This is a genomic window from Occallatibacter savannae, assembly GCF_003131205.1.
GTDB lineage: Bacteria > Acidobacteriota > Terriglobia > Terriglobales > Acidobacteriaceae > Telmatobacter > Telmatobacter savannae.
Map to the genome: position 1 here is coordinate 761,886 of NZ_QFFY01000001.1, position 25,202 is coordinate 787,087.

The 25,202-nt window shown below is 59.0% G+C and carries 26 protein-coding genes and 1 pseudogene; 7 read left to right on the plus strand and 20 right to left on the minus strand.

Going from position 1 to position 25,202, the window contains the following annotated elements; genetic code table 11:
• Window positions 1–15: 15 nt before the first annotated feature.
• From DHV10_RS03325 to DHV10_RS03345, 5 genes are all read right to left on the minus strand, one after another.
• Window positions 16–507, minus strand: coding sequence for a DoxX family protein (locus tag DHV10_RS03325; RefSeq protein ID WP_109484878.1), 492 nt, complete (start codon window positions 505–507; stop codon window positions 16–18).
• Between the two features lie 9 nt (window positions 508–516).
• A complete protein-coding gene (locus DHV10_RS03330; protein ID WP_204101307.1) occupies window positions 517–1,260 on the minus strand; it encodes a YqjF family protein in 744 nt (247 codons plus the stop codon).
• A 51-nt stretch (window positions 1,261–1,311) separates the two neighbouring features.
• Window positions 1,312–2,220, minus strand: a complete 909-nt coding sequence (locus DHV10_RS03335) for an HvfC/BufC N-terminal domain-containing protein (RefSeq protein ID WP_109484879.1) — start codon at window positions 2,218–2,220, stop codon at window positions 1,312–1,314.
• Window positions 2,217–3,077: an MNIO family bufferin maturase gene (bufB, locus tag DHV10_RS03340; RefSeq protein ID WP_109484880.1), complete on the minus strand. Its 861-nt coding sequence runs from the start codon at window positions 3,075–3,077 to the stop codon at window positions 2,217–2,219. The genes DHV10_RS03335 and bufB overlap by 4 nt, the downstream gene beginning before the upstream one ends.
• 114 nt (window positions 3,078–3,191) lie before the next feature.
• Window positions 3,192–3,488, minus strand: coding sequence for a hypothetical protein (locus DHV10_RS03345; protein ID WP_109484881.1), 297 nt, complete (start codon window positions 3,486–3,488; stop codon window positions 3,192–3,194).
• A 356-nt stretch (window positions 3,489–3,844) separates the two neighbouring features.
• On the opposite strand from DHV10_RS03345, the gene DHV10_RS03350 reads away from it, so the two are divergent.
• A complete protein-coding gene (locus DHV10_RS03350) occupies window positions 3,845–4,255 on the plus strand; it encodes a hypothetical protein (RefSeq protein ID WP_204101308.1) in 411 nt (136 codons plus the stop codon).
• On the opposite strand, the gene DHV10_RS03355 is transcribed toward DHV10_RS03350, so the two are convergent.
• Both DHV10_RS03355 and DHV10_RS03360 read right to left on the minus strand, forming a co-directional pair.
• Window positions 4,252–4,512 carry an anti-sigma factor family protein gene (locus DHV10_RS03355; protein WP_109484882.1) on the minus strand — a complete coding sequence of 87 codons (261 nt, stop codon included), beginning with the start codon at window positions 4,510–4,512 and terminating at the stop codon, window positions 4,252–4,254. The genes DHV10_RS03350 and DHV10_RS03355 overlap by 4 nt on opposite strands.
• Window positions 4,509–5,138, minus strand: a complete 630-nt coding sequence (locus DHV10_RS03360; RefSeq protein ID WP_109484883.1) for a sigma-70 family RNA polymerase sigma factor — start codon at window positions 5,136–5,138, stop codon at window positions 4,509–4,511. Before DHV10_RS03360 ends, DHV10_RS03355 begins: the two co-directional genes overlap by 4 nt.
• 178 nt (window positions 5,139–5,316) lie before the next feature.
• Between DHV10_RS03360 and DHV10_RS28150 the strand changes: the two genes are divergently transcribed.
• Together DHV10_RS28150 and DHV10_RS03370 are read left to right on the plus strand one after the other, a co-directional pair.
• Complete coding sequence (locus DHV10_RS28150; protein WP_420818737.1) at window positions 5,317–5,628, plus strand: CxxC-x17-CxxC domain-containing protein; 312 nt, start codon at window positions 5,317–5,319, stop codon at window positions 5,626–5,628.
• A 148-nt stretch (window positions 5,629–5,776) separates the two neighbouring features.
• Window positions 5,777–6,240 (plus strand): annotated as a pseudogene (locus DHV10_RS03370) (DUF2141 domain-containing protein).
• 13 nt (window positions 6,241–6,253) lie between these two features.
• Here DHV10_RS03370 and DHV10_RS03380 read toward each other — a convergent pair.
• The gene (locus DHV10_RS03380; protein WP_109484886.1) at window positions 6,254–7,696 is read right to left on the minus strand and encodes a C45 family autoproteolytic acyltransferase/hydrolase; all 1,443 of its coding nucleotides are present in this window, start codon (window positions 7,694–7,696) and stop codon (window positions 6,254–6,256) included.
• 102 nt (window positions 7,697–7,798) lie between these two features.
• Window positions 7,799–9,715, minus strand: a complete 1,917-nt coding sequence (locus tag DHV10_RS03385; protein WP_109484887.1) for a tRNA nucleotidyltransferase/poly(A) polymerase family protein — start codon at window positions 9,713–9,715, stop codon at window positions 7,799–7,801.
• A gap of 186 nt (window positions 9,716–9,901) precedes the next feature.
• Between DHV10_RS03385 and DHV10_RS03390 the strand changes: the two genes are divergently transcribed.
• Window positions 9,902–10,405 (plus strand): DUF6982 domain-containing protein, encoded by a 504-nt coding sequence (locus DHV10_RS03390; RefSeq protein ID WP_162601160.1) that lies wholly within the window; start codon window positions 9,902–9,904, stop codon window positions 10,403–10,405.
• Between the two features lie 110 nt (window positions 10,406–10,515).
• Here DHV10_RS03390 and DHV10_RS03395 read toward each other — a convergent pair whose 3' ends face one another.
• Window positions 10,516–10,878: a c-type cytochrome gene (locus DHV10_RS03395; protein ID WP_109484889.1), complete on the minus strand. Its 363-nt coding sequence runs from the start codon at window positions 10,876–10,878 to the stop codon at window positions 10,516–10,518.
• A 377-nt stretch (window positions 10,879–11,255) separates the two neighbouring features.
• Between DHV10_RS03395 and lpxD the strand changes: the two genes are divergently transcribed.
• The 3 genes from lpxD (at window position 11,256) to DHV10_RS03410 (ending at window position 14,628) form a co-directional block, all read left to right on the plus strand.
• The gene (gene lpxD, locus DHV10_RS03400) at window positions 11,256–12,305 is read left to right on the plus strand and encodes a UDP-3-O-(3-hydroxymyristoyl)glucosamine N-acyltransferase (protein ID WP_109484890.1); all 1,050 of its coding nucleotides are present in this window, start codon (window positions 11,256–11,258) and stop codon (window positions 12,303–12,305) included.
• Window positions 12,302–12,676 carry a hypothetical protein gene (locus tag DHV10_RS03405; RefSeq protein ID WP_162601161.1) on the plus strand — a complete coding sequence of 125 codons (375 nt, stop codon included), beginning with the start codon at window positions 12,302–12,304 and terminating at the stop codon, window positions 12,674–12,676. Before lpxD ends, DHV10_RS03405 begins: the two co-directional genes overlap by 4 nt.
• Window positions 12,677–12,867: 191 nt before the next feature.
• Window positions 12,868–14,628, plus strand: a complete 1,761-nt coding sequence (locus DHV10_RS03410; protein ID WP_162601162.1) for a bifunctional diguanylate cyclase/phosphodiesterase — start codon at window positions 12,868–12,870, stop codon at window positions 14,626–14,628.
• Window positions 14,629–14,680: 52 nt separating this feature from the next.
• On the opposite strand, the gene DHV10_RS03415 is transcribed toward DHV10_RS03410, so the two are convergent.
• From DHV10_RS03415 to mazG, 10 genes are all read right to left on the minus strand, one after another.
• On the minus strand, window positions 14,681–15,640 hold the full coding sequence (locus tag DHV10_RS03415) for a hypothetical protein (protein WP_109484893.1): 960 nt from the start codon (window positions 15,638–15,640) through the stop codon (window positions 14,681–14,683).
• 109 nt (window positions 15,641–15,749) lie between these two features.
• Entirely contained in the window at window positions 15,750–16,718 is a 969-nt protein-coding gene (ftcD, locus tag DHV10_RS03420; protein WP_338042562.1) for a glutamate formimidoyltransferase, read from the minus strand.
• A gap of 18 nt (window positions 16,719–16,736) precedes the next feature.
• Window positions 16,737–17,447, minus strand: a complete 711-nt coding sequence (locus DHV10_RS03425) for an acyloxyacyl hydrolase (protein WP_109484894.1) — start codon at window positions 17,445–17,447, stop codon at window positions 16,737–16,739.
• A gap of 82 nt (window positions 17,448–17,529) precedes the next feature.
• On the minus strand, window positions 17,530–18,279 hold the full coding sequence (locus tag DHV10_RS03430; RefSeq protein ID WP_109484895.1) for a YebC/PmpR family DNA-binding transcriptional regulator: 750 nt from the start codon (window positions 18,277–18,279) through the stop codon (window positions 17,530–17,532).
• 165 nt (window positions 18,280–18,444) lie between these two features.
• Window positions 18,445–20,514: a M13 family metallopeptidase gene (locus DHV10_RS03435; RefSeq protein WP_109484896.1), complete on the minus strand. Its 2,070-nt coding sequence runs from the start codon at window positions 20,512–20,514 to the stop codon at window positions 18,445–18,447.
• 181 nt (window positions 20,515–20,695) lie between these two features.
• A complete protein-coding gene (locus tag DHV10_RS03440) occupies window positions 20,696–21,637 on the minus strand; it encodes a DUF2076 domain-containing protein (protein ID WP_162601163.1) in 942 nt (313 codons plus the stop codon).
• A 91-nt stretch (window positions 21,638–21,728) separates the two neighbouring features.
• Window positions 21,729–22,232 (minus strand): GNAT family N-acetyltransferase, encoded by a 504-nt coding sequence (locus DHV10_RS03445; protein ID WP_109484898.1) that lies wholly within the window; start codon window positions 22,230–22,232, stop codon window positions 21,729–21,731.
• 12 nt (window positions 22,233–22,244) lie between these two features.
• Window positions 22,245–23,375 carry an o-succinylbenzoate synthase gene (gene menC / locus DHV10_RS03450; RefSeq protein WP_109484899.1) on the minus strand — a complete coding sequence of 377 codons (1,131 nt, stop codon included), beginning with the start codon at window positions 23,373–23,375 and terminating at the stop codon, window positions 22,245–22,247.
• 48 nt (window positions 23,376–23,423) lie between these two features.
• Window positions 23,424–24,230: a GNAT family N-acetyltransferase gene (locus DHV10_RS03455; RefSeq protein WP_109484900.1), complete on the minus strand. Its 807-nt coding sequence runs from the start codon at window positions 24,228–24,230 to the stop codon at window positions 23,424–23,426.
• Window positions 24,227–25,189 carry a nucleoside triphosphate pyrophosphohydrolase gene (mazG, locus tag DHV10_RS03460; protein WP_239461269.1) on the minus strand — a complete coding sequence of 321 codons (963 nt, stop codon included), beginning with the start codon at window positions 25,187–25,189 and terminating at the stop codon, window positions 24,227–24,229. The genes DHV10_RS03455 and mazG overlap by 4 nt, the downstream gene beginning before the upstream one ends.
• Between the last annotated feature and the right edge of the window lie 13 nt (window positions 25,190–25,202).

Below are 25,202 nucleotides of genomic sequence, written 5' to 3' on the forward strand. Positions count from 1 at the left end.
GATAGCGAATCGCTGTCAGGCCATGCTGTGCGCGTGCTCACGCTCCGGCACGAGGCGGCTCTTGAGCAGGGTGTCCAGGGCAAAGAGGCCGGGGCCGAGGATGAGGATGAGCAGCGCGGCGAACCAGTAGGTATAAGGGGAGGCGCCGTAGAAGTCTTCAGGCTTCGAAAAGATGTGCGAGAAGTTGACGCGGTCGTCGGGCACGCTCAGATAGGCCATCGTCATGTTCACGAAAAGGACGAGAGAGGTCAGGCGCGAGGCAATGCCGAGTGCGAAGAAGATGCCTCCGCCGAACTCTATGAGGGCGACAGCGAGGGCAGTCATATGCGGAGCGGGAAGGCTGAGACTCGCGAAAAAATCCGTGACCTTGTCGAGGTGCGTCAGTTTGCCCCAGCCATCCTGCACGAACTGGAAGCCCCAGTAGAGGCGGATGGCCAACAGGAGCGGGCTTTGGAGGCTATTGAGGGCCGAGGCAACTGCTGCATAAACGTTCACTAGCTTGTTCATACGATCCTTTCAGATTGTCCCGGCGTTGCTTTGAGAACTGCTGATGGGCGTTCCCCTGAATACCGTCACCGCCGACCCTTCTGCGATAAACGCGGAGTCCGGTGGCTCTTGGATCAGCCTCGCGAAATCAGCGGCGTAAAACCTGGAGCCGTCTCCCGAGAACTGCGCGGTATCTGCTTCCCTCACCTGCCACTGAGGGTGATCGACCTGGTACTCAACGGTACGGCCGTTCCGAATGGCATAGCCCCAGTAGTGTTCTGTGATGAACTCGCTCAGCGAGCCCTGCTCAGGCAGGTAGGGCTCTTTCGTCGTGGTGGCGGTGATGGTGCAGCGCGCGGCACCAACTCCCCACGAATACTCTGCCAAAAACCTTCCCGCGACCGACTGCAGCTTGTGCGACATCGGCACGCAGGAGTAGTTTTCGCCATAGGCGAGCCGGGCAATCGCGGTAACGGCGACCTTCGGCACCAGTTCGCGAATGAAGACGACGCCCCGCCGCGTTCCGCGCCGAACATAGAAACGCAGGTTCACCTCTTCAAAGGATTGGTGAAACGGAACTGCGCGGTCCAGCAGGCGTGTCTTGTTGAACTGGAATCCGATTAGGCTCGCGTAAGTATTGCCCTCATGGAAATCGAGCTCGGTCCCTGCGGGGACAAAGGGCCGCAGAAGTGCAGGATCTACGGCATAGTTCAGCATGAGCAGGTTCTTCCACTCGGCGGTGAGGAAAGTACGTTGCTGAGTTTGCGTTGTCACACTTGTTTGATTATGGAAACGACGGAGAAGTTACGCGATGCCGGCGCGAAGTTACGTGCTTCGGACAAGTCGATCGAGGTCGGGCGCGCAGATCCAGCCCAGCTCAGCCCATGCGGTAAACCACTGTCGAACCAGTTGCGGTCTGCGGGCCGCGGGTACGCGAGCAGTGGTCACGCCTGCTTCAATTGCCTCGCCTAGAGGTCTGCCGGCGCGGATGGCGCGAAGCGTGTGAAACTCTCCGCGGTTCAGGCGGAGATAGTAGACAGAGTAGTCGACACGATGCGCGGCGAGGTACGTTGGCTTTCGGCGGATGGGCGGCAGCTTCGCGGGAGCGTGATCATCCTCATCGTGCTTCACCCCCGCCTCTGTTGCCTGGCGCTTCTCCTGCTTGTGGAGGTTCAGAACGAGATCGTCAACCGGGTAGGTCAGTTCGACGAGTTGAAGGTGAGGCTGAAGGGCAAGATAGGAGCCGCCGTCGAGCGTGGCGATCTGCTCCAGCGTCAGCGGCTCGTGCTCGGCGCCGTCGAAGGCTTCTACGAAAGCCCACTCGATGCGAGCAACGTCTACCGCCAGGTCGGCGCGGCGAGCGGCAAAGTGCTGATTTGTCGTGAGCCAGCTTGCGAGCTGCCCTCCCAGGTTTCTCAGAGTGAAGGATCGGCTGGGATGCGCCTTGAGATACCCGACAGACATTGCGTCGAATGCGCGGCTGCCGATAACCGTGCGGAGTGCCGGAAAGTCTTCGGCAAGCGCGCCAAGGACCCGGTACCAGTATTGGCGGTTGTAGATTTCCAGGCGTTCAAAGGACGTGAGTCTGCTGTTCGGCGCGATGAACGAGGCGGCCACGCGCTCCATGGAGCGGCCATCGGGCGCTTCTTTGCGCATGTTGTCATCCGGAGTCAGGGGTGTCATGACAGCGGCGGCCATCTCGCGCTGAATCTGCTCAAGCGAAATGGTACTCATTGCGCCGCCTGGGCCATTTCTGGAGCTGTCCGATTCAGGTAGCGCTCCGCCTTCTTCGCTTCGGCGTGCACTTCATCGAAGCTGGGAATGTGATCGTCCCACTCTAGGAGTGTGGGCGTCGGTCCGCAGAGCTCGATGGCTCGTGCATAGAGATTCCAGACCGGGTCGATCACGGGATGATCATGCGTATCGAGAATGTACTTCTCGTACTTGGAGTGTCCGGCGATGTGAATCTGCGCAACGCGTTCCGCCAGAACCGCGTTCACATACTCCATCGGTTCAAACTCATGATTCACCGAGGAGACATAGATATTGTTCACGTCGAGAAGAATGCCGCAGTCGGCGCGTTCAACCACTTCGTTGAGGAACTCCCACTCCGTCATCTCCGACGCGGTGAAGGCGGCGTACGAGCTGACGTTTTCGACGGCGACCGGGATTTCCAGGTAGTCCTGCACCTTGCGGACGCGCTCTGCCGTACGCTCGACGGCTTCCCACGTGTACGGCAGCGGAAGCAGGTCGTGCGTGTAGGTGCCGTCGACTGAGCCCCAGCAGAGGTGATCGCTGAGCCAGGGAGTATTGGTGCGGCGGACCAAGGTTTTGAGGCGCTTGAGGTGCTCGGGATCGGGCTCCGTCACGGAACCGAAGTACATGGACACGCCGTGCTGGACGACGCGGTATTGCTCGAGTATGCGGTCGAGGGTGTGCAGCGGGCGGCCGCCGTCCGTCATGAAATTTTCAGAGATGATCTCGAACCAGTCAACCACGGGCTTGCGCGAGAAGATGTGCTCGTAATGCGGAATGCGCAGTCCGATGCCGATGCCGTGATTCGAAAACGCGTTGAAGCGATTGGAAGACATTCAGAGACAGTCGTCAGTTGCCAGATTTCAGTTCTCAGTTAGAAACGGAATCGGCGATCAGTGAAGCTGCAGTAAACAGAATGCAGATCACTGGTCGCCGAATCGTAGTTAAGACTAGACTGCCTTCGGCATCTTGGAGCCGTCAGTGGCGCAGCCGCCCTTGCCCTTGCAGCTGTTCTTGGCCTTGCAGCCGTTGTCGCTGGACTTGCAGCCGCCCTGGCCTTTACAGTCGTTCTTCCCTTTACAGGAGTGCTTGGCGGGCTTGTCGCCGTTGACGTACTGCAGGCCGGCCTTGGCAGCCTTGACGGTCGTCTTGGAGGCGCTGGTCGTTGCTGCATGTGCAACCGTGGTTCCACCGATCAGGCCGGAGAGAGCAGCCGTCAACAACATTGCATTGAGTTGATTCTTCATGGGTGATTGACCTCGTATGGTTTGGGCGGGAAGCCGCCGGTTGTCACGTTGCGTGGCAGCGATGCTGTCCGACGCAGAAGGATGAGCACGCACATGTGAGTGCGGGCATGCGCGAAAGGTTACAAGGAAAGGGGGCGTGCTGGATATGAATTTCTATGCTCCGGCTTTCCTATGTGATGAACGGGCAACCGGCACCTTTGGATTGGTCAAAATCACGGATGCTATAGTTTGAGGCGGTGGGACGTCTAGATAGCTCGGGAGCCAACATTTTGCAGACGGAAGTAAATCGAGAGAGTCCAGCGGTCGACACGACGGAGTCACCTGGAATGCCGATACGGGTCGCTCGGAGCCGGTCTGTGGGCTGGGCGAGTTTCCTGCTGGCTCTGCTACAGAGCCTCTGCACAGCGGTATTTGCGATCAGCGGTGTTCGCGTAGCCATTGGGCTGTCGGCCCTTGCGGCCGCCAGCGGCATCTATGCACCGGCAAAGGGTTGGCATCAGGACGCCATCCGCATACCAATGTTGATTGTGGCGACAATCGGCGCAGTCATTAACCTGGTCGTCATTGCGTGGATGCGCCACCTGCGGAACCAGCCATCGGCGCAGTGGCGCAGGCGCGAGCGGAGCGCGAAGGAAAAGCGATCCGAGCGGCTCCAGATCATCCTCGCTATCGTCACGCTTGTACTCGTTGGGATCGAGACGTGGACGCATCCCATGGTGCACCGCAAGGGACCGCCGCCACCCTGCAGGATTGCGCACACCTGCTAATCGTCAGGATTCCAGCCGTGCGGTTTTTCCAATTCCCTGTCAATCCGCGCGTGCAGGCGTTCGCTGTAGCCTGCTGGGAGTTCAAAGACGCGGTCGTCTGCCATGAGAATCACAACATTCCGGGTCGAATCGAGCACGGCCGAGCAGATCTCGCAGGTCTCCAGGTGCCGGTCGATTTCGGCGCGGAGTTGCGGATCGACGTCGTTCTCGATGTAGGCCGAGATGTGCTGCCAGACGTGTTTGCAGTCGATTCTCATGCGCGGCCCCCGAACCAGCGTCGTTTTGCGGAGGCAAATCCCTTCAGTTGCGGAGCGAGATCTCGCTGCAGCAGCGCTCGCGCGCGATGCAGCCGAACCTTGACCGACGCTTCACTGATTTTGAGCACGGCTGCGGTCTCGCGGATATCTATCTCTTCGATGTCCCTGAGCAGCACGACGTTACGGTATATCTCCGGCAGCCCTTCAATCGCCTTGCGCAGCAGGTTTCCGAGCTCCTTCTGTTCCAGGGCTTCAGCGGGGATTTCGCGCCAGCTGGTCAGGATTGCAGGGGTGTAATCGCCCGTCTGCTCGTCGGTATCGGCTTCCAGCGAATCCTCTCGGCGATTCGAGATCTTGCGCAAACGGCCTAGGCCCTCGTTTCGCGCGATGGAGAGAACCCAGGTGCGGAACTGCGATTCGCCGCGGAATTTGTCGAGGTTCTGGTAGACCTTGATCACGGTTTCCTGCGCCACGTCCTCCGCCTCGGTTTCGTTCTTGAGAAGCGAAAAGAGCAGGAAGTAGATGGATCGCTCACAGGGCCGGATGAGGTCGTGAAACAGGTGCTTTTCGCCGGCGAGAATGCGGCGTATGCAGTCGGCTTCGAATTCCGGATTCGGGGCGGTCATCCGTGAGTGGACACTCGGGCACTGTATTTGAGTTGGAAAGTCGCCATAAAGTTACAGGCAGACCGATGCGTTAAAACGATTTAACGTCGGTGTAGGTTTCCGGGGATAAAGAAGATTCTTATATTAAATTTACCAAGCTCTATGTACAATCACCGCGAGGACACCCATGGCCGGAGATATGCAACTTACGTGCAGCGATTGTGGACAGGAATTTACGTTCACCGCTGCGGATCAGGCGTTTTTCTCAGAACGCGGTTATTCGACCCCCAAGCGCTGCAAGCCTTGCCGTATGGCAAAGAAGAGCGAACAAGGTGGGGGAGGCTCCGGTTATCGGCAGGCTTCTTCCCACGGCACTCCAGTGATTTGCTCCGGCTGCGGCCAGCCCACGACTGTTCCATTCGAACCACGCGGCGATCGTCCAGTGTTTTGCAGGGACTGCTACCAGGCACGTAAAGGCAGCAGTGCAGGCGCGCGCGGCGGCCGTTATTAGAGAAACAATCGTTCCCGGGCTCCGTTTCTCCTGAAGCACGACAATCCAGCAGACATCATTCAGAAAAGGAATCGGCTCCCAGCCGGTTTCTTTTCTGGACACGCATTTCTGCGTAAATAGTTCCCTCCTCGGCTCGTCTAATCGGCAGATGAAACCCATACACATCCTTCTTTTCGCTTTCGTCACCGCAATCGTTTGCGGCGTCGCGCAGCCGCAGAGCAACGCTTCCCCAGGTGGCTGCACGCTTCGCATCCATGTCGACGGTTTGCGGAACTCAACCGGCGTGGTGGGATCGGCGATCTTCAAGTCGCGCGACGGCTGGCCTGAGGACATGAGCAAGACCGTGAATCACTGGCCCACGCCGATTCCGCAAGGCGCGCGTGAAGCGACAGCGGTGATGGAGAACCTGCCTGCGGGTGATTATGGCGTTGTCGCCATTCACGACGAAACAAGAATCACAAGCTGGACCGAAACTTCATCGGGATCCCCAAGGAAGGGTTTGGCTTCGCGAACAATCCGCACGTAGGGCTGAGCGCGCCGTCGTTTGACGCAGCAAAAGTACACGTCACCTGCCCAGTGACCGAGATCAACATCCACGAGATCTACAAGTAGCAGAAGACCGCCGCTACTGCTTCTGATCCGCCGTAAACTGACTCCACGGTCCAGCTTTCATGTCGTGGAGAATCGGCTTGAGGTAGCTGAACTCCGTGTGCTTTGCCAAAAACGGACCCGCGATGAAGTCTTCGCCACAGGGATGGCCTGCGCGCGCGATCAGCGACATGTTTGCGGCGAGGTCTGAGTCCGTCACTTTTCCTGTGACGGCGCCATCGGGATAGTAAGGCGCATCCCCCCACTCGGGAACTCCCTTCCGATCTGCATCAATATGGCCGCAAAGAGTTCGCGAACTCGGTGCAGTTTTGCCTGTGAAGCTGTCCTCGTGATTCCCCAGAAACGCCTCGGCCATATTCACGTCGAGCTGGCCTTTGTTTGCGGCTATCTTGTGCTCCCAGGTGAGACGTCGCGCATTCATCGATGAGGAGAGATCGTCGGTCTTGAAGCCGCTGGTTTCATCCTTGATCAGCGCGGGATCGCGCGGGAAGTTGGAGCTGATGAAGTAGCCATCTTTCGTTCGCCACACGGGGGTGTTCTTCAACCCTAGCTCCAGGTATGCGATTTCGCCGGTGTTGCGGTCGCCGATCAGCCAATCGTTCGCATACCCGCCGTTGTTCCCTTCCTTGATGATGGCGATGTAGTCGTCGATGGAGTTTGCGTACTGCATGGCTTTGCGGCTGCGCACAAACTCCGGCTTGCCTTCGGCGTTCCAGCCGACGAACTGCGTGATGGTGGTCTCGGTGATGATGAGGCCCGCGTCCGTTTCGCCGAAGTCGTCCTGGCTGGTGATAACACCGGGCTCGCCATCCATGATCATGTGGTGGCCGTGCTCGGGCTTGATGTCGAACATCACAATCCAGCGCTCGCCATCGGCATAGCTCGACCAGTTGTTATGCGCCGCGACGATCTTGCCGCCCTTGGTATAGCTGCCCGTGGCGATGAATGCCGAGCAGTGGCCTTCTGGAAGAATGCGAGGAGCGCTCGCGGAGTGCTCGTGCTTGTTGAGCCACGGCACGTAGTAGGAAGGCAGTTCGATCGAGGCATTGAGAGCGACGATGTCCCAGACGTCGAGCTTTGCGCCTTTCGACTGCGCTCCTTTTGCGATACCTTGCAACTCCTGCTGGTACTCGGCGTCGATGTGCGGCCAGAGCATCGTGCGGCTGGTCTCGCGATAGAAGGCCCAGTCGCGCTTCGTATCGTGAAGCGTTTCGACCTTCATGACATGAAGGAGGTCGAGGATCTCCGTGGAGAGCAGTTGGCCGTGCTGGAAGCCGATTTCGGAGGGCGAGCCCTCGAGATGCACAAACATCCAGCCGCCGCGATCAAAGCGATACCCTGCTCGGCTCGTATTGGGGCCCTGGGCTGCAGCCGGCGTGACGCGTTTAGCTGGAGAGATGGCAGCAATGCTGAAAAACAAGAGGAACAAAAGAAGGGCGCGGGGAATGCGTCGAGACATCAAGTTCTCCGGCGAAGTGATTTGGTCGGAGAATAGCACCTGAACGCTAAGGGCCAGAAAAGTTTCTGGCCCCGACATTCATACAGCTTCAATCGACTTGGTTCAGCGCTTCTTAGCCGGCTTAGCGGGAGCCTTCTTCGCGGCGTGCTTTGCCGGCGGGTGCGGCTTGGCCTTTGCTGGCGCGGCAGGCTTCTTCGAAGGCACAGACTTGTGCGCCGGCTTCGAAGCATGAGCCTTGACCTGTGCTGCCTTGGCCGGAGTCTTCGCTTTGGGCTTTGCAGCATGCTTAACCGGCGGCGCGTGCTTCGCTGCAGGCGCGGGCGCAGCCTTCTTCGCAGGGGCAGCCGGAGGCGTTTTCTTTTCCGGCTTTGCGGGTTCCGGTTTGCTCTTTGCCGCAGGCGCAGCCTTCGCAGCGGGAGCTTTCTCCGGCGCGTGTTTTGCCGGCTTCGGCTCGGGCTTTGCAGCCTGTTTGCCGCGCTTCGGAGCGGGCTTTTCTTCTTCGTCCTCGTCCTCTGATTCTTCCTCTTCGTCGGACTCTTCTTCGTCGATCTCTTCTTCCAGATCGCTTTTCGGGATCTTCAAATCGAGAGGTTCATCATCGTCGTCACCGCCGCCGATATCGTCGAGGTCTTCCTCGTCGTCGCCGCTCTCTTCGGATTCTTCCTCTTGTTCGTCGAAGGACTTCTCTTTGACCTTTTCAGCACGCTTGGCACGCGACCGCTTGATGGTGATCTGCGGCGGAGGCGCAGGCGGAGAGTACGGCTCGAGGAACGCCTTGGTCTCTTCCGGCGTGTTGAGATGGCCGTCGATAAGCTGAAGAAAGATCTGGTGAAGAATCTCGTTGTAGTTGGCCAGTTCCGGCGTGATGCGCATCTCCTGCATCTGCGCATAGGGGATACGCTGACGAACCTCAGGCCAGGTCTTGAGGAAGAGTTCGTATTTGGCCTTAACCGCGCTGTCTTTGCTAGTGAACCCAAGCCAGAGAACCGCTTCGGGATCGTGCGTCGTGAACAGCTTGTAGGTTACAGAAGGGGTCGAGTTCGCCTTGTTGAGGAGAACTTTCGCGAATCCTGCAGCAAGCGAATCGAGGCTGTTCCACTCCTCTACGAAGCCGGGGCGCAGGAGCTGCTTTTTCAGCGACGCCAGATCCTTGGGCGCCATCTTTGCCGTGAGCAGCTGCATTTGCGCGGCAGACATGTCCGGATGAACGCCCTGCATCTGCAATTGAACGCGGAGATCGTGAAGTGCGTTGAGTTTTTCCTCGTCAGCCTTGCTGGATGTCCATGCCGGACAGAGGACCTTCATCCAACCTTCGGCCTCAAGTGCGCGCAGAACGCGAAGGCCGTCGTCTTCATGGCCGATCTGCTCGAGTTCGAAGCTCTTGTCGTGCTCTGAAAGAGACTCGATGATGTTCTCGGCCTTTGCGTTCTCATAGCGCTGCTGCGTACGGGGATCGAGCTCCCATCCAAGGCGCGCCTTGTAGCGGATGGCGCGGATCATCAGGGAGGGCTCTTCCAGGAATCCGTAGTTGGAGACTAGACGCAGCGTACGCGCCTCGATGTCAGCAGCTCCGTTGAGCGGGTCCATTAGCAGGCCATAGGACCCTTCGTTCAGCGAGATCGCCATGGCGTTCGCGGTGAAGTCGCGGCGACGCAGATCTTCCTGTATCGAGGAGAAATGGTAAGCAGGTCTGCCCGGCTTGGGGTAGTCGCGATGGTGTGTGCTGATCAGGTCGACACGAACGGTACCCGGAAAACAGAGGTAGAGGGTGTGGGAGGCTTCGTCTTCTCCCCAGACCTGGGCGCCGAGTTTCTCGATCGGCTTCTTGAGTTTGAGAGCGTTCGCCTGGACCGAAACTTCGATCTCGCGGACGGCATGCCCGCTGGTGAGGTCCCGAACAGCATCGCCGGTCAAAAAAAGGAGGGTGCCGGCTTCGCGAGCCGCTTCGCGCAACTGCCGCAGTGCATTCTGCTGATCGGCTGAGAGCCGGTTCTCAAGAAGGTAAATGTAGTCGGGCATTCCGTTCCTGCTTCCGCTTCCAAAACCAAAGGCAAGTGTCTGATGCAGCGGCGCTTAGGGGGCAAATATGCCGGAGCATGCAAAGCAGTACCTTATCATAACCGGCCCCCGTTGACCAGCGCGATCCGCACCAGTTTTGCGACTTTCCGAGCGGGAGAGGAGCCGGGGCGTGCGAAAATCCATGCCATGGGATCTGCTCGTAAGCCGGTGATTGTGCGCAAGTTCTCGCGCGAGTGGTATGCCGGGTATGCCGGAGCCGCTTTCGGGCAGGACTCGTCGGCGCTTGAGGTCCTGGACCAGGGCGGAAAGGTGTTGACCATCGGCTGGGAGACGGTTAAGTGGGTTTGTTATGTGAGGGATTTCTCGTCGACGGCAGACATGTCAAACCCCGAGCGGCTTCTGCAGAAGCGCTTTGCGGTTCGGCCCCGGACCTCAGGTCTATGGCTGCGGATGACTCTGAACGACGGCGACGAGCTCGAGGGGATCGCAGCCAACGACCGCTCGCTGATCAGCGGTGCCGGGCTCCTGGTAACTCCGCCTGATACGCGTTCGAACACACAGCGGGTGTATGTCCCGCGGCAGGCGATTCAGACCGTGGAGGTTGTCAGTCTCATTGGGGCTGGCGGTCAGAGGCGCCGGACCGAGCCGCAGCCGGAGCTATTCCCTGCAGAGCCCGGCCAGGAGCTCTGAGCCGACCACGGTTCGCAGAAATCTGCAATGCACTGAAGCAGAGAGACCCGTCGCCGGTTCACGGCAGGCGGGCCAAAAGTTCGGTAAATCCGAAAAAACCGGACCAGGCACTAACGAACGATCTGCAAGGTCTGCACATGCCTCGAGATGCTGATCGCCCGCAGATCGGCCTTGATCGGATTTGTGCTATCGAGCGAGACAAAGGCTTTGTACCAGTCCGGCATCTCTGAAGTCGTTCCGATATGGTGCGACTCGCTGAACTTCGACAGAGCCGTGATCACCTTGTATTTCGGATAGCGCCCCTGGTTGTGAGCGGCGAGCAAGGTCAGATCAGGAGCTCCTTTGCTGAGAGCCGGCGTGGCTGGACCGTAGCCCTTCCCATCCTCGCCATGGCAACTGGCGCAGTACGAGTTGTACATCGCCTTTCCCGCATCAACGGGGTGTGGAGTGATGCGGACCATCTTGATCTTCATTTGCGATTCGGTTGTGGAGTTTGCGATTTGGTTGGAGCCTGTGCGAAGGCGACGCTGGCTCCTGCAAGCAACACGAGACACAGTGGTAGTACTCGATGTTTCATTCGGACCCCCGGATTGACGCGTCGATCCCGACGCAGTGTTTAGGAAGTTAGGGGAACCCTGTCCTGCCTCCGGGGGTGTGCGAGGGGAGAGAGAAGTGCTCTTCGGGGAGGCAGAGCTTCCGTATGGATATACAACAAGTTGTCCTTGGCTTCCGTGATTCACGATACGATTCAGCGTGATTAGGAGCTCTGCACAAGGTGCTTGAGACCAGGCGGGTGCTCAACGTTTACTCTTCCATTCAGAGGACCTAGCATGGACTCTGGGAAGAGCGCATGAAACTTGGCGAGTTAGCAAGCAGGCTGGGCGCGGAGCTCCGCGGGAGTCCCGACCTCGAAATCACGGGAGTGAAAGGGATTGAAGAGGCCGGTCCGTCAGAGGTCACATTCGTCGCCAATCCCAAATACGCTGGGCTGGCCAGGAAGACATCCGCAGCTGCGGTCCTTGTCGAGCCGGAGTTCCCCGAGATTGAAGCAGCAACTCTAAGGCTGAGAAACCCCTACCACGCGTTTTCGCGCGCTCTGGGAATGTTCTACCAGCCTCCGGCGTATGCGCCGGGCATCCATCCGACGGCGGTGGTCGATGCGACTGCGGAGATCGGACAAGGAGCCCATATCGGCGCGTACGTGGTGATCGGGCCGAATGTGAAGCTCGGGCCGGGAGCGACGCTGCTTCCGCACGTGGTGCTGTATCCGGGAGTGAAGGCGGGACAAAACTTCTTCGCACATGCGCATGCTGTGGTTCGCGAACACTGCGAGCTTGGCGATGACATCACGCTCGAGAACGGCGCGATCGTCGGTGCCGACGGATTCGGGTTCTCAAAAAACGAAAAGGGCCAATGGGTAAAGATCCCGCAGTCGGGTCCTGTGCGGCTGGGCGACCGGGTCGACGTTCAGGCGAACGCCTGCGTTGACCGGGCTACAGTTGGCTCGACGGAGATCGGCGAAGGCAGCAAGATCGATAATCTTGTGCAGGTCGGACACGGATCGCGCGTTGGCAGGAATACGCTGATCTGCGCCCAGACAGGGCTGGCCGGCTCGTCGGTGATCGGGGACAACGTGATCCTGGCCGGGCAGACAGGAATCGCCGGCCATTGCACGGTGGGCGATGGCGTGATCCTGACGGCGCAATCCGCAGTCAGCCACGATATTCCCGCGGGCAAGATGATCTCAGGCTCGCCGGGATTCGACAACCGGGTATGGCTGAGGGCTGTAACGATCTTCCAGCGCCTGCCTGAGTTGCTGAAGCGAATCGATCGGCTGGAGAAGCGCGTCTCCGCAACCGTGGAAGGCCCAGACGCAAAACAATCGGGAGCTGAACAGTGAGACGGAGAGCCTGCGCTTCGCCTATTGGATGGGCATCGCTATCCGTCTGCGTCTTTGTGTTGACTGCATGCCACTCGTATCACATCGAGGCCACGGTCAAGAACGATACCGGCGCTCCGATCTCTCTGCTTGAAGTGGATTACCCGAGCGCGAGTTTTGGCGCAGATGCGGTGAGTGCGGCCGCCGAAGTCCATCATCGGATTCAGACCAGAGGCAATGGTCTGCTCAAGGTGCAGTACACAGACGCAAGCGGGAAACAAATCCAGATCACGGGCCCGACGCTCTACGAGAACCAGGAGGGCCGGATCGACATCGATCTGCAGCCCAGCGGCAAGGCCGATTTTCGTCCCGCTTTGAATCCCGCGCACTAGCAAACGCAGAGGCTATCCCACAGATTCCACTCCTCATCTCCGCGGCGACAATGCCGATAGGTGTTCCTAGACGTTCTTTTTTTCGGAAAACGCGGGAGAGCCTGGTGATCGATAAGAACCGGCGAGGAGAACACGCGCGAAGACTGCTGTCCCAGCGATATCGCCAGTGGCTGAGACTGAGCGAATGCTTCGTGTTTGTTTTCGCGGCTTCTGCCGTGGTCGGAATAGAACACTGTGGACAGTTGATATGGGTCGCAAATGGACTTGGGCTGTCGTACCTGCTGCTGGCGCCTCGCTGGTTGTGGATGCGATATGCTGCGGCCATCTTTTGCGGCATGCTGGCGGGCGGGCTCGTTGCTGGTCCAGAGAGCTGGGGCTACTGCGCGGCATTGTCGGCGTGCAACCTCATCGAAGTTTTGCTGGCCGCGTTCGCGCTGCGCAAACGCTCGGCACAGATGCCGAATTTCTGCGATCAAAGATACCTGCTGCGATTTGCGGTGTACGCAATCGGCGGCGCGCCGGTCATCGCATCTCTCGTGCTGACGGCCGGATTCAGTCTGTGGGATCGCTCAGTGACATGGGCGCAGATAGCAAACTGGATCACAACTGACGGTCTGGGGAACGCGATCACCACGCCAGCTTGTGTCGCGCTGTTTCAGAATCGGCTCAGGCTCCCGGAGGGCCGCAAATCGTGGCCACTTCTGCTGGTCCTCATCCCGATCACAATCGGCGCCTTCGCACCATGGAAAGTTCCGCTGGTATTTCTGCTCTATCCGGCGGTAGCGCTTATCCTGTTTCGATTCGGGCTTGGCTGGGCCGCAATGAGCACGCTCTTCATTACGGCTGTCGGCAGCTGGTTCACGATCCATAACATGGGTCCGTTCGCGATGGTCGGCGCGGCGCTGTCTCGTAACCCAACAGTGCTGCTCCAACTGTATCTTGCTTCGGGAATGTTTCTGATCTTCGCCGCATCTTCGGTGGTGGATTCTCTGCGGAACACGGAGCGCCGGTTGCGCGAGACCGCAAGCCTGCATGAACTCGTGGCCGAAAACTCGAGAGACGTGATTATCTTTGCCGACTTCGAGGGCAACAGGAGCTACGTTTCCGCAGCTGCGGAGCGGCTGGGCGGCTGGAGTCGCGAGGAGTTGCTGGGGCATAAGAGTCTCGAACTTGTTCATCCCGACGACCGGGGAAGGATTCGCAGCGTGATTGAGCGATTGCGTTTAGGCGGCAGCGGCGAACTGGCCGAATACAGGATCAGGAATGTCAAGGGCGGCTATCTGTGGGTAGAAGGTAACCTTCGTTCCGTTCATGATCCTTCCACAGGAGTTTCCATTGGCATTCTGAACATGCTGCGCGATATTTCCCACCGCAAAGAAGCTGAGCGAAAACTGCAGGACGCATACGCGACTCTCGAAGCTCTTGCCGCGACTGATCCCCTGACGCATCTCGCAAATCGGCGCGCGTTCGATCAGTGCCTCGCAAACGAGTGGCGTCGATGTCTTCGAGAGCGGCTTCCGCTTTCTGTGTTATTGATCGACGCAGACTGGTTCAAGTCCTACAACGACGCCTATGGGCATCCTCGCGGGGACAGATGCCTGAAGCACATCGCCGACTCTGCGCTCGAAGCGGTGTCGCGCTCGAGCGATCTGGTGGCGCGCATCGGAGGCGAGGAGTTTGGAGTGATCCTGCCGAATACACAAAGTGAAGGCGCCAGGCAGGTTGGCGAAAAGATTCGGGCCGCTCTGCGAGGACGCAGAGTCTCCCACTCCGCGAATCCTTCGGGATGCGTAACGATCTCACTGGGATCGGCCACGATGGTGCCCACCATGGGAGATCACGCGAGCACGTTGATCCAGAGAGCCGATGAAGCACTGTACCGGGCCAAGCACGCGGGGCGCGATCGGGTCTGCGACTGGGCAGACACGGCTGAGCTGATGCTGGTGAGTTGAAAGCAAAACGGGAGCCGAAGCTCCCGTTTTGCAGAGCAGTTGAGCGCACCCGCTAGCGGACCATGCTCTGGAACAGCGTTGAATTCAACAGATTGTTGAAGTCATTATCGGATGTTGCGAAGTGAATGTTCAGCAAACCGGAGTTGGAGCTGATGTCCGTGGCAGCGAGCGCGGCCTTTTCCGTCTCGTTGCCGCTCATCTTTTTGTAGATGACGGCCGCTGACAGCAGAGACGAGACCGTTGCAGCAGCGAAGGTATCGCCGGTAGAGATCGTCAGGTTGAACTTCACGCCATGCTGGAAGTCCATGCCGTACCAGGAGGAGTCAAGCCGCTTGCGGACGGATTCATAGTCCGCAACTGAACCCGCTTCGCCGAGCACCTGCTTCATCATGATCTGCGTTCCGCTCTTGTCGAGAACGCTCCAGAGGGGCTGAGAATCAACAGACCGCATCGCATCCATGATGCTGCCGTTGGTCAGCATGCCGGGCTTGAGGCCGTCGCGAACATCAAGCGCCGCCTTTACTGCTTCGGGGCTGCCGAAGACCATGGTCGACGGATCGACAAAGCAGAGAACCATGCCTGTCCGCGCCAGTGGATAGGTCTTGTTTGCCCGGATCGACTTGGGCACAATCTTCTGCTTCTTGAAGTTGGCCATGATGCTGTCCATGTCGAACTGGCCCTGCGCAATTCCGACGGTCTCGAGCGAGTCGGCCGAATTGCCGAGGCGGAAGAGCGCAAACGCAAGCTCATCGACATCGTGATTGTCGTTCAGACCGGAGTGCCTCAACGCTTCTTCGAAGGACTTGAGGTCCGGCGGCATCACGCGGTCGCGAAGCTGCATGGCCGTGTTCGAGTTCTGCATCGCCCTGTAGTCGATTACGACCAGCTGCTGCACATCGTGCGGAATAGCCGCGCGCGCATCGCCGGAGAGCTGCGCCGCGGAAGCGGAGATAGCCGCAGCGGCAAGGAGGGCCGATGTCGAATATAGAGCGAATTTCTTAAGCACTTTCATCCTCCGGGAAGCCTGAGGGCTTGCCGTAAATAGCTTTAGGGGAGCAGGAGGATTTACGAGGTCCTGCTTATCCATTCTACCCCTGTACTGATTGTTAGACGCGCCAGGTCTACGTGTTGGTACTGTTACCCTGGCCGGGCCAGGCGAGAGGTGAGTCGAGGCGGCGCTCCAGGACCTTGGTCTGATCATCGAACTCACCTAACTGACGCATCCATTCACTTTCCCGCTCACAGGCTGCTTCGGGAATTAGCCCGGTGACTTCTCCCTCAACGGGAGCGGTCTTGTGTTTCGCGGCCAGGCGTGACACCGTGCTGTACACCTGCGATATCGGGGTCGCCTTGAAATCAGTGATGTTCATCGACAACTGGGCCCGGCCATGGACAAGGAGGCCCATCGCCTTCACTCCGTGCAGCCCGCCGAAGGAAGCGCGTACTTCGCGCGCGATGGCTCGCGCGACCCCTACGTCGTTTGAATCGAGATAGAGGCAGTAGGTGACAAGGAACTTACGCGCACCCACGGCACAGGCACCGGCTGTGGGATGCAGGCCCGGGCCGCCGAGATCGGGCCGGCGTGCCGCCTCTTTGCGAACGGCATCCCGAAGGCCTTCGAATTGCCCGCGGCGCACATCGTCGAGATTGGCGCGATCGGGACGCGATGCTGCAGCTTCGTAGAAGTAGACAGGCACGCCGTAGCGGCGCCAGATCTCAAGCCCCGCCTGACGCGCCAGCATCACGCATTGCTCAAGCTTGATTCCGGTGACCGGAACAAACGGAACGACGTCGGCTGCACCGATGCGGGGATGGAGGCCCTCCTGCCCGGTCAGGTCGATAAGTTCGACGGCCTTGCCTACCCCGCGCAAAGCGGATTCGAGAACTGCGGTCGGTTCGCCGGCGATGGTCACGATAGAGCGGTTGTGATCGGCATCCATCGACCAGTCGAGCAGGCGCACACCCTCGATGTGCATGGCAGCGATGATCGATTCGACACGCCGGGCGTCCCTGCCCTCAGAGAAGTTCGGAACGCACTCGACAACCTGATCTTTCATGTCTTCTTTCGCAGCCCCGATCTCATTCGGCACTGCTCCGCATCGTGCGGGTTATTTCCAGTAGGTGTAGCCAAGCTGGATCTGCCAGAGCGCGTTCACGCCGGGATTTCGATCCCCCAGAGATGCCGACGAAATGTGAACCGCGTTGACACCAACATCGATGGAGCGCTTCGGCCGGGTGAAGTAGTGGATGCCGACTCCGCCCCGGGGCGAAAAGTTCCAGACGGAGGTCGCGCCGGGCGTTCCATGGGGCACAAGGATGTCTGGCGGGAACTTATGGGTTGTATAGATTAGGCCGCCAGCGCCCTGGAACCAGGGTTGGACCCGCTGGGAGTGAGTCAGGAAATTCCAACGGAAGATGACGGGCGTGATGCTCGCGCCTGTGTAGGTGCCGCCGCCAACGGGATAGGTATAAGTCTGACCCTTGAAGACGAATGACTGGTTGTGAGGACCCGGAGTATACGCCTGCCAGAACGGCATGATGTTGCCGGCATACTCGAATTGACCGCTCAGGATCCCCGCATGAATCGGCGGGGTGAGAATCTTGCCGATCTGACCGCCCGCGGCAAAAAACCAGTACTTCGAACGATCGCCGCCAATGCCATTCCCGAAGTTGACGAATGGGCCATACTCCCAGCTGCGGTCGGCTCTCACCTGCGCCACCGGTGAACTGTCGAGAGGCCGGGCCGGCTGGGCTGTGCCGGGAGTGCAGACGCTGAGCGCCAGAACCAATCCTGATACAAACTTCGCAGTTGAGGTCAACGTTCTCTTCCTGTTTTGAATATGTACTGCATGAAAAAGGCCGCCATCTTCAGGCGGCCTTCGGATTGCCAGCCTGCTTCAGCTATCCCGCCACCTGCTCCATCTGTTCGGCGCTCATATCGAAGTTCGAGTAGACGTTCTGGGTGTCATCGAAGTCTTCCAGCGCCTCAAGCAGGCGGATCATGGCATTCGCCTGCTGCCCTTCGAGCTTGGTGTACGTCGAGGCAAGCATGGTGACTTCGCTTGATGCGACGGGGATGTTCGCGGCCTTGACCGCATTGACGACGCCTTCAAAGGCATTGGGCTCGGTCACAATCTCCCACACATCGCCTTCATCGCGCAGATCTTCTCCGCCATGCTCCAGAACGATGTCCATCAGCTGCTCTTCAGTCGCTCCAGACTTCTCGATATCGACGACACCCTTCTTCGAGAACATGTGAAGGACAGAACCCGTCGAGCCGAGATTGCCGCCGTTCTTTGAGAATGCGTGCCGGATCTCGCTGACTGTCCGGTTGCGGTTGTCAGTGAGCACGTCAACGATGATGGCAACGCCTCCGGGACCGTAGCCCTCGAAGGTGATCTCCTCGTAGTTCACGCCCTCGAGCTCGCCCGTGCCGCGCTGGACGGCGCGCTTGATGTTGTCGGCCGGCATGTTCTCTGCCTTGGCTGCGAGGATTGCGGTGCGCAGCCGCGGGTTGCCATCCGGGTCGCCGCCGCCGTTTTTTGCGGCAATGGTGATTTCCTTGATCAGGCGAGTGAAGATCTTGCCGCGCTTGGCGTCGAGCGCGCCCTTTTTGTGCTTGATTGTCGCCCATTTCGAATGGCCGGACATGGGAACCTCTATGAGACGTAGAAATACGGGCGCGGACTACGCCATCTGAGAGAACGTTCAGAATGGGATTTGTTGAGCTCCGCTACCCCTGTGAGTATATCACTGGCCCGCTTGGGTTAAGTAGCCGCCTGGGCCGGATCAAACCGGTCCGGACGGCCATGTCGATCACCATACGCGGCATGCATTTGCGGGGCGCATCGGCTGTCCAACCTTGCATCCAAAGGCCTCTCCCGCCTCGGGCATGTTCTGGATGACTCCGTTGATGCGAAACTTCGGGGGCGAATGCGGGTCGGTCTGTACGCCGAGCCGGAGAACCTCAGGCCGCTGAACACTGCACCAGTTCTGACCGAAGGCAAGGAAGAACTGCTGAGCCGGGGTGTATCCGTCCTGCTTCGCGTTCACGTCGATGTTCTTGCGCTTGGCGTCAGCCAGAAACGCAATGTAGGCCAGACGGATGCCGCCGTTATCCGCGGTGTTTTCACCGACCGTGAGACTCCCGTTCAATTTGAGATCATCGAGTGCCGTGAAAGAGCCGTATTCCTTCACTTCGCAGTCCGTCATGGCCTTGAACTTCGTCGCATCTTCCGCCGTCCACCAGTCAGCGAGATTCCCTTTTCCGTCGAATTTCGCTCCCTGATCGTCGAAGCCATGAGTCAACTCATGGCCCACCACTGCCCCAACGTGCCCGTAGTTCTCGGCGTCAGTAGCAGCCGGGTCGTAGAAGGGCGACTGCAGAATGCCGGCCGGGAAGTTGATGTCGTTCATGCTGGGGTTGTAATACGCGTTGATGGTAGGCGGCGACATGCCGAACTCGCCGCGATCGACCGGCTTCCCGATCTTGTCCAAAAGTCGCCGATTTTCGAACTCCACCGAGGCGAGCGCATTGTGCATCGCGTCGCCGCGAATTACTTCGAGTTTCGAATAGTCCCGCCACTTGTCGGGATACCCGATCTTGTTGGCGATCTTGTGCAGCTTCTCCTTCGCGTTTGTTTTGGTCGCCGGCGCCATCCAGTCGAGCGCATCGATCTCCTTATCCATCGCGTCTTCGATATCGCGCACCATCTGCGACGTATATGCCTTGCTCGATGGCGGGAAGTACTTCTGCACGTACACCTCGCCGAGAGCTTCACCCAGCGCTCCATCGGTGGCCTGCACGCACCGTTTCCAGCGAGCGTTCTGCTCAGGCTGTCCCTGAAGGATGTGGCCGTAGAAGTTGAAATGCTCTTCATCGAGATCCTTGGGCAGCGCTGTGGACGCGACTGAATTGACGAGCTGCCAGCGCAGGTAGGCCTTGATGGTGTTTATGTCGGTTGAGGCCAATATGGACTGCAATCCCTTGAAGAAATCCGGGTTCGAAACGTTCAACTCCGAAATCGTCGGCGCTCCCCCCACCGCAAACAGGCGTTGCCAATCGATCTGCGGCGTCATCGTGGTCAGCTCTTTTGTCGGGACAAAGTGGTAAACGTTCTTCGGATCGCGGCGCGAAGTGATGTCCATCGACACCTTGGCGAGAGCCGTTTCGAGTTCCATCACCTTCTCTGCTTCTGCACTCGCCTCATTCTCCGGATCGCCGAGCAGGTGAAACACCTTCGACAGGTGCTCCACGTATTGCTTCCGAGTCTTCTCCGCATCGGCACCGGTTCGGAAGTAGTAGTCCCGCTCCGGCAAGCCCAGTCCGGCCTGATCCACCACAGCTATCTGTTTCGAAGCATCTGCGAAGTCCTGTTGTTCGCCGGCGGCAAAAAACGCGGGCACGTTCATGATCTGCATCTCACCGAGCAGTTCCGTCAGTTCGCTTGTGCTCTTGATGCTCGCAATGCGGTTCATCCAAGGAGCGAGTGGGGCGAGGCCTGCCTTGTTGATCGCGCTCTCGTCCATGCACGACGCATAGAAGTCACCGATCTTTTGCTCATTGCTCGTCCGCTTTGCATCGTTCGCGGCCACACCTTCCAGCAGCGTGCGCAGGTGCATTTCCGTGTTTTCGAAAAGGAGAGCAAAGATGTCCCACTGCGATTGGTCTGATGGAATGGGATGGAGCTGACTGAAGTGCCCACAGGCGTATGCGGCGAAATCTACACAGGGATCCGCCTTCAAATCGATGAGACTTTTGTCCAACCCCGGAATTTGAGCGTTTGCCTTAACGTCACTCGATTGGGCGGGAGAAAGGCCGGAAACCGTAAGAAGAACCAGCGCGCAAGCGGCAAGCGAATGTTTGCGAAAAGAAAAGCCGAACATAATTCACCCCTGAGTGGAAACCACAGCTTGAGAGGATGTGCAGTGAATGGGAATCGTCCAAGTCTTGCCGATGCGGGAGAAAATGTCCACCAGGAAGTTACGGGTGTGCGGCTAATGAAAAAGCCGGGAGGGCGACGCGCAGCCCTCCCGGCTTTCGATTGAGCAATCGTAATTTGAAGCTCTAGAATCCGCCGCCGTCGTCCATACCTCCACCGCCGTCATCGAAGCTGCCGGAGTCGTCGAAGCTGGAGCCGCCATCCATCGACTGATCGCTCAGACCCTGGTCGTCGGGGCTTTGCTCGTCGAGGCCCTGATCGAGACCAGACTGATCATCGAAGTTCGCCTGGTCGGCGAATGCGGAGACGTCGTTTGCTGCATCCCCAGTGGAGTTGCCGGAGCCGGAGTTGTCGAAGCCGCGGAGATTATCGCCGGAATCGTTGTTGCGAGGGTCGTAGCCGCCATCGTTCAGGCCATGATGCTCCCCGCGCTCAGCCCCGCGGCCGGGCTCGTCGTAGTAGTTGTTGTTTATGACTTCAACGGGCCGCTCGCCGAAGCCGCCCCCGAATCCCGGACCGCCCCAGCCATAGCCGCCGTGACCGAAGCCGCGGAACATGGACTCGATGCCCTCGAACGCGAGCGCACCGGCGGCAACACCGGCAGCGGTCTGAAAAGCTCCGCGCAGGAAGCTGGGCTGCCCGGCAGGCGCGTACTGCGGTGGGTATCCCGCCGACGGATATTGCGGCGTTCCGTACTGCGGCGGAGGTGCATACTGCGGCGGAACCTGCTGATAGCCAGACGCGGGCCCCTGTTGCTGAGAAGGCGGAGCGGGCTGCTCATCTCGCTCTCCAAGCAGACGGCCCAGGAAGCTGGTGGTGTGCGCAGGCTGTGGGCGTTGCTGCTGCTGTTGCTGCATCTGCTGTTGCAGTTGCCCAATCTGCGCTTTCGCCTGGTCGAGCGCGATGTTCTGCACGAGCACGGTTTGCGCCAGCATGTAGAGGGCGTCAGGATTCCCGGCTAAACGCTGGTTCAGCAGGGCCTCGGCGTCCGGATCTTTTTCCTGGAGAGACGTCTGGTTCAGGCGATCGATGAGGGAGTTGAGAAGCTGTTCTTCCTGGGGAGTCACGAAATCTAACCTCCGGCGGAGCTTCTGCATACGGGCGGTCCGCCTCTCGTGATTGAGACGCGATACCCCGGACGAAGTTGCTCCGTCCCGTTCAAGTACGAGAGAAAAGCGTGCGAAGTTCCGGCGGCGCCGAAGAGATGCGATAGCGGCACTTGTGCAGCTTGCCTCCAAACCGGCGGATGCCGCAGCTTGGGGGCACGTCAACGATCTCCACGAACTCCGCCCCGGCGATCTCCAGGCTGCGGCGTGACGCAACGTTTTCGGGGTCGCAGGTGATCCAGACAGGATCGATTCCATGCCTTAGCGCGAGCGGAAGGAGCAATGCAACGGATCGCGCCGCATAGTGATGACCTCGATGCGCCGGATGCACGCCGTACCCGATGTGGCCTGCATATTGCTCAAGGTGTCTGGTCGATCCGATGCGCAGGTTGATCTGCCCAAACTCCTGACCGGAGTTCTGACTCAGCATCCAGAAGGAATACGTGGGAACGCGATGAAGGGAATGCACCGAGTAGTCCGTGAGGCGCAGTTCAAGATCGCCGTGTTTCAGGTGGAGCGACCGCAGGGACTCGACGGCTTCGTCGATGTTGAGCATTAGAGTCTGACGTCAGTTTCGTCCGACAAGTTCCAGGGCCCGTATCTCTTCTTTGCGTACCGTCAGCTTGTCGACCAGATCGGTACGGACTTCATATCCGCGGCCAGGTGAATCGGGAATAATGATCTCGCCTTCGGAGGTTACAGTCACCTCGGGTTCGATGATGTCTTCGGTCCAGTAGCGAGCGGAAGCGGAGACATCGCCCGGCAGCCGGAAGTTCTCCAGCGTAGACAGGGCGATGTTGTGCGAACGGCCTATGCCGGACTCAAGCATGCCGCCACACCAGACGGGTATTCCCTTCTCCTGCGCTGCATTGTGCACCGCGATGGCTTCAGAGAATCCGCCGACACGGCCGAGCTTGATGTTGATAATCCTGCAGGACTCCATCTCAATGGCGGCGAGAGCATCGCGCCGGTTGCGAATCGACTCGTCAAGACAGATCGGCGTCGCCATACGCTTCTGCAGCATCGAGTGGTAGTAGAAATCGTCGTGCCAGAGCGGCTGCTCAACCATCAGCAGGTCGAAGTTGTCGAAACCGGCGAGGTGGTCGGCATCGCGAAGCTTGTAGGCGGAGTTTGCATCGCACGACAGCATGATGTCGGGCCACTGGTTGCGAACTTTCTCGAAGACTTCAGTATCCCAGCCCGGCTTGCACTTGAGCTTGATGCGCTGATAACCAGCCGCCAGTTCCCTTTCGATGATGTCCATCAATTCGGGTATGGACTTCTGGATGCCGAGCGATACTCCGCATGGAATCTTCTCGCGAACGCCACCGATCAGCCTGGATAGCGATGTGCCTTCGCGTTGCGCTTCGATATCCCAGATGGCGTTCTCCAGAGCCGCCTTTGCCATCGGATGCCCGCGAACAATGTCGAAAAGCTTGGGGCAGCTTCCGCCGTGATCGGGATGAGCGCCTGCAAGGATCGGCCCGAGTTCATCGACGATGACCTGCCAGGCGGTGTCGGTCGATTCACTGGAGAAGTGCGGCCGCTCGCCGGCGGTGCACTCGCCCCAGCCAGTCAGTCCCTCCGACCTGACCTCGACAAGGAGAATTCTGCGGTTTCGCGTGATGCCAAAACTCGTCTGAAAGGGGCGCACGAGGGGCATGTGCACTTCGCGGAGGATGATGCCATCGATTCTCATACAGTGTCGTTCCTTCAGCGGTTGCGGCCAATGAAGATGCGTAAAGACCTAAGCGATTGCGGGTTGAGTGAAGCGGCCAAGCTCGAAGACTCCATTCCCTTCCGCGTCTCTGGTGAATGCGACGACAGCCAAGCCATGAGTGAATGCATCCTGAAATTTATGCCGATTCTCGGCCTGCAAAGCCAGCGCTCGTTCCCGGTCCTGGGGAGAGGCCTTCCACTGGTAGATGGCGGCCGGCACCTGGATTCGTTCCTCGATCTCCTGCACCGCAGAACTTTGGCCCCCAAGCGCCTGCTCGACACGTTCTGAGTCGAGGTACCACTCGGCGACGAGGCGGTCGGTCGGCAGCCCACCCTGCAGTCGAGAAGAGGATACACCATAGAAATTCACCAGATATGAACGAACCACCGCCCCAAGCTTGTAGATGTTGAGATGCGCATTCTTGATTTCGAGCGGATCGAATGTCCACTCCATCAGGCGTATTCCACGGGAGAGTGCTTCGCGCCGCTGCTCCAGCTTGAGTTGCGCGCCGACGCCCCGGTCGCGATAGCGCTCGCGGACGGCCAGCATATGCGAGTGCAGATAGGGCTGTGGTTTGCCGTTCCCGGAATGCAGGCCGGTTTTCATACCGGGAAAAGAGATGGCAAAGCCGACCATGGACTCCGGAGTGCCGTTAGGGCCGGCTCCGGGAAGGTCGGTGTCGAATGCGCCCAGTACCTGGCCGCCAATCTTCTGGGAAACGAGAAAGGCTTTGCGAGGGATGACGTCGGTTTCGTCGTAGCCCCATGTTTCAATCTGGAGCTGAACACATGCTTCGAGTTCGTCGTGCCCGGAGCAGGAGCGGATGAGGATCATCGCGGCTGCTCCGCAGTGGAGGTGTGAGAATCAGATGTCGGTTCAGCGAGAGCGCGCTTCGCCCTTGCCCATAGTGCTTCGAGTTCGTCCGGCTTCAGTTGTTCGAGAGGGCGGTCGGAAAGCTCCTCCATTTTGCTGAAGCGTTGCCGAAAGCGCAGATTGCAGCCGCGAAGAGCCATCTCCGCATCGACGTTCAGATGGCGCCCAAGATTCACGACGGTAAAGAGCAGGTCGCCAAGTTCTGCCTCAACGCGGGCCTGATTCGCAGGCTCCTTGGACTTTTCGACGAGTGCGGCTTCAGCCTCGAGTTCCGCGGTTTCTTCGGTGAGCTTCGGCAGCAAATCGCGCCAGTGAGGCCAGTCGAACCCAGACTTGGCGGCCTTCGAGCCGAGTTTGACGGCTTCGGCCAGCGCCGGCATGGCGCGCTGGACTGAATCGAGCCGCGACTTCGATGCGTCCGGATCCGAGGCTTTCGATCCCTTTTCCGCCGCCTTGATTTCTTCCCAGTTGCGCAGGACCTTGCTTGCCGATCCTTCGACGGCTGCATCGACGACCGCTTCATTCCCCGCGGCCCGCGATGCTTCTTCCCCGAAGACGTGCGGATGCCGCCGGATCAGCTTGCGGTTGAGATGATCGAGCACATCCGAGATGGTGAAGTGGCCCTCGTTCGCAGCCATTTCGGCGTAGAACAGCACCTGCAGGAGCAGGTCGCCGAGTTCTTCGGCTAGGTGCGGGAAGTCGCGGCGCTCGATCGCGTCGAAAACCTCATAGGCCTCTTCCAGGGTGTATTTGCGAATGGTATCGAAAGACTGTTCGCGGTCCCATGGGCATCCCCCTGGAGCCCGAAGCCGGGCCATGATGGCAGCTGATTGCTCAAAGAGCGATGCCGCATGCTTGGGATCGGTCAACAAATTGTCTTCGAACGAGTCGGGCATTGGACTGGCTGGGAGAGAGTCCATCTGCGCCTATTCT

Excerpts from the sequence above, each read along its gene's own strand:
- DHV10_RS03325 (WP_109484878.1), bottom strand. The coding sequence starts at position 507 with ATGAACAAGCTAGTGAACGTTTATGCAGCAGTTGCCTCGGCCCTCAAT.
- DHV10_RS03335 (WP_109484879.1), bottom strand. The coding sequence starts at position 2,220 with ATGAGTACCATTTCGCTTGAGCAGATTCAGCGCGAGATGGCCGCCGCT.
- bufB (WP_109484880.1), bottom strand. The coding sequence starts at position 3,077 with ATGTCTTCCAATCGCTTCAACGCGTTTTCGAATCACGGCATCGGCATC.
- DHV10_RS03345 (WP_109484881.1), bottom strand. The coding sequence starts at position 3,488 with ATGAAGAATCAACTCAATGCAATGTTGTTGACGGCTGCTCTCTCCGGC.
- DHV10_RS03355 (WP_109484882.1), bottom strand. The coding sequence starts at position 4,512 with ATGAGAATCGACTGCAAACACGTCTGGCAGCACATCTCGGCCTACATC.
- DHV10_RS03360 (WP_109484883.1), bottom strand. The coding sequence starts at position 5,138 with ATGACCGCCCCGAATCCGGAATTCGAAGCCGACTGCATACGCCGCATT.
- DHV10_RS28150 (WP_420818737.1), top strand. The coding sequence starts at position 5,317 with ATGCAACTTACGTGCAGCGATTGTGGACAGGAATTTACGTTCACCGCT.
- DHV10_RS03380 (WP_109484886.1), bottom strand. The coding sequence starts at position 7,696 with ATGTCTCGACGCATTCCCCGCGCCCTTCTTTTGTTCCTCTTGTTTTTC.
- DHV10_RS03385 (WP_109484887.1), bottom strand. The coding sequence starts at position 9,715 with ATGCCCGACTACATTTACCTTCTTGAGAACCGGCTCTCAGCCGATCAG.
- DHV10_RS03390 (WP_162601160.1), top strand. The coding sequence starts at position 9,902 with ATGGGATCTGCTCGTAAGCCGGTGATTGTGCGCAAGTTCTCGCGCGAG.
- DHV10_RS03395 (WP_109484889.1), bottom strand. The coding sequence starts at position 10,878 with ATGAAGATCAAGATGGTCCGCATCACTCCACACCCCGTTGATGCGGGA.
- lpxD (WP_109484890.1), top strand. The coding sequence starts at position 11,256 with ATGAAACTTGGCGAGTTAGCAAGCAGGCTGGGCGCGGAGCTCCGCGGG.
- DHV10_RS03415 (WP_109484893.1), bottom strand. The coding sequence starts at position 15,640 with ATGAAAGTGCTTAAGAAATTCGCTCTATATTCGACATCGGCCCTCCTT.
- DHV10_RS03430 (WP_109484895.1), bottom strand. The coding sequence starts at position 18,279 with ATGTCCGGCCATTCGAAATGGGCGACAATCAAGCACAAAAAGGGCGCG.
- DHV10_RS03435 (WP_109484896.1), bottom strand. The coding sequence starts at position 20,514 with ATGTTCGGCTTTTCTTTTCGCAAACATTCGCTTGCCGCTTGCGCGCTG.
- DHV10_RS03445 (WP_109484898.1), bottom strand. The coding sequence starts at position 22,232 with ATGCTCAACATCGACGAAGCCGTCGAGTCCCTGCGGTCGCTCCACCTG.
- menC (WP_109484899.1), bottom strand. The coding sequence starts at position 23,375 with ATGAGAATCGATGGCATCATCCTCCGCGAAGTGCACATGCCCCTCGTG.
- DHV10_RS03455 (WP_109484900.1), bottom strand. The coding sequence starts at position 24,230 with ATGATCCTCATCCGCTCCTGCTCCGGGCACGACGAACTCGAAGCATGT.
- mazG (WP_239461269.1), bottom strand. The coding sequence starts at position 25,189 with ATGGACTCTCTCCCAGCCAGTCCAATGCCCGACTCGTTCGAAGACAAT.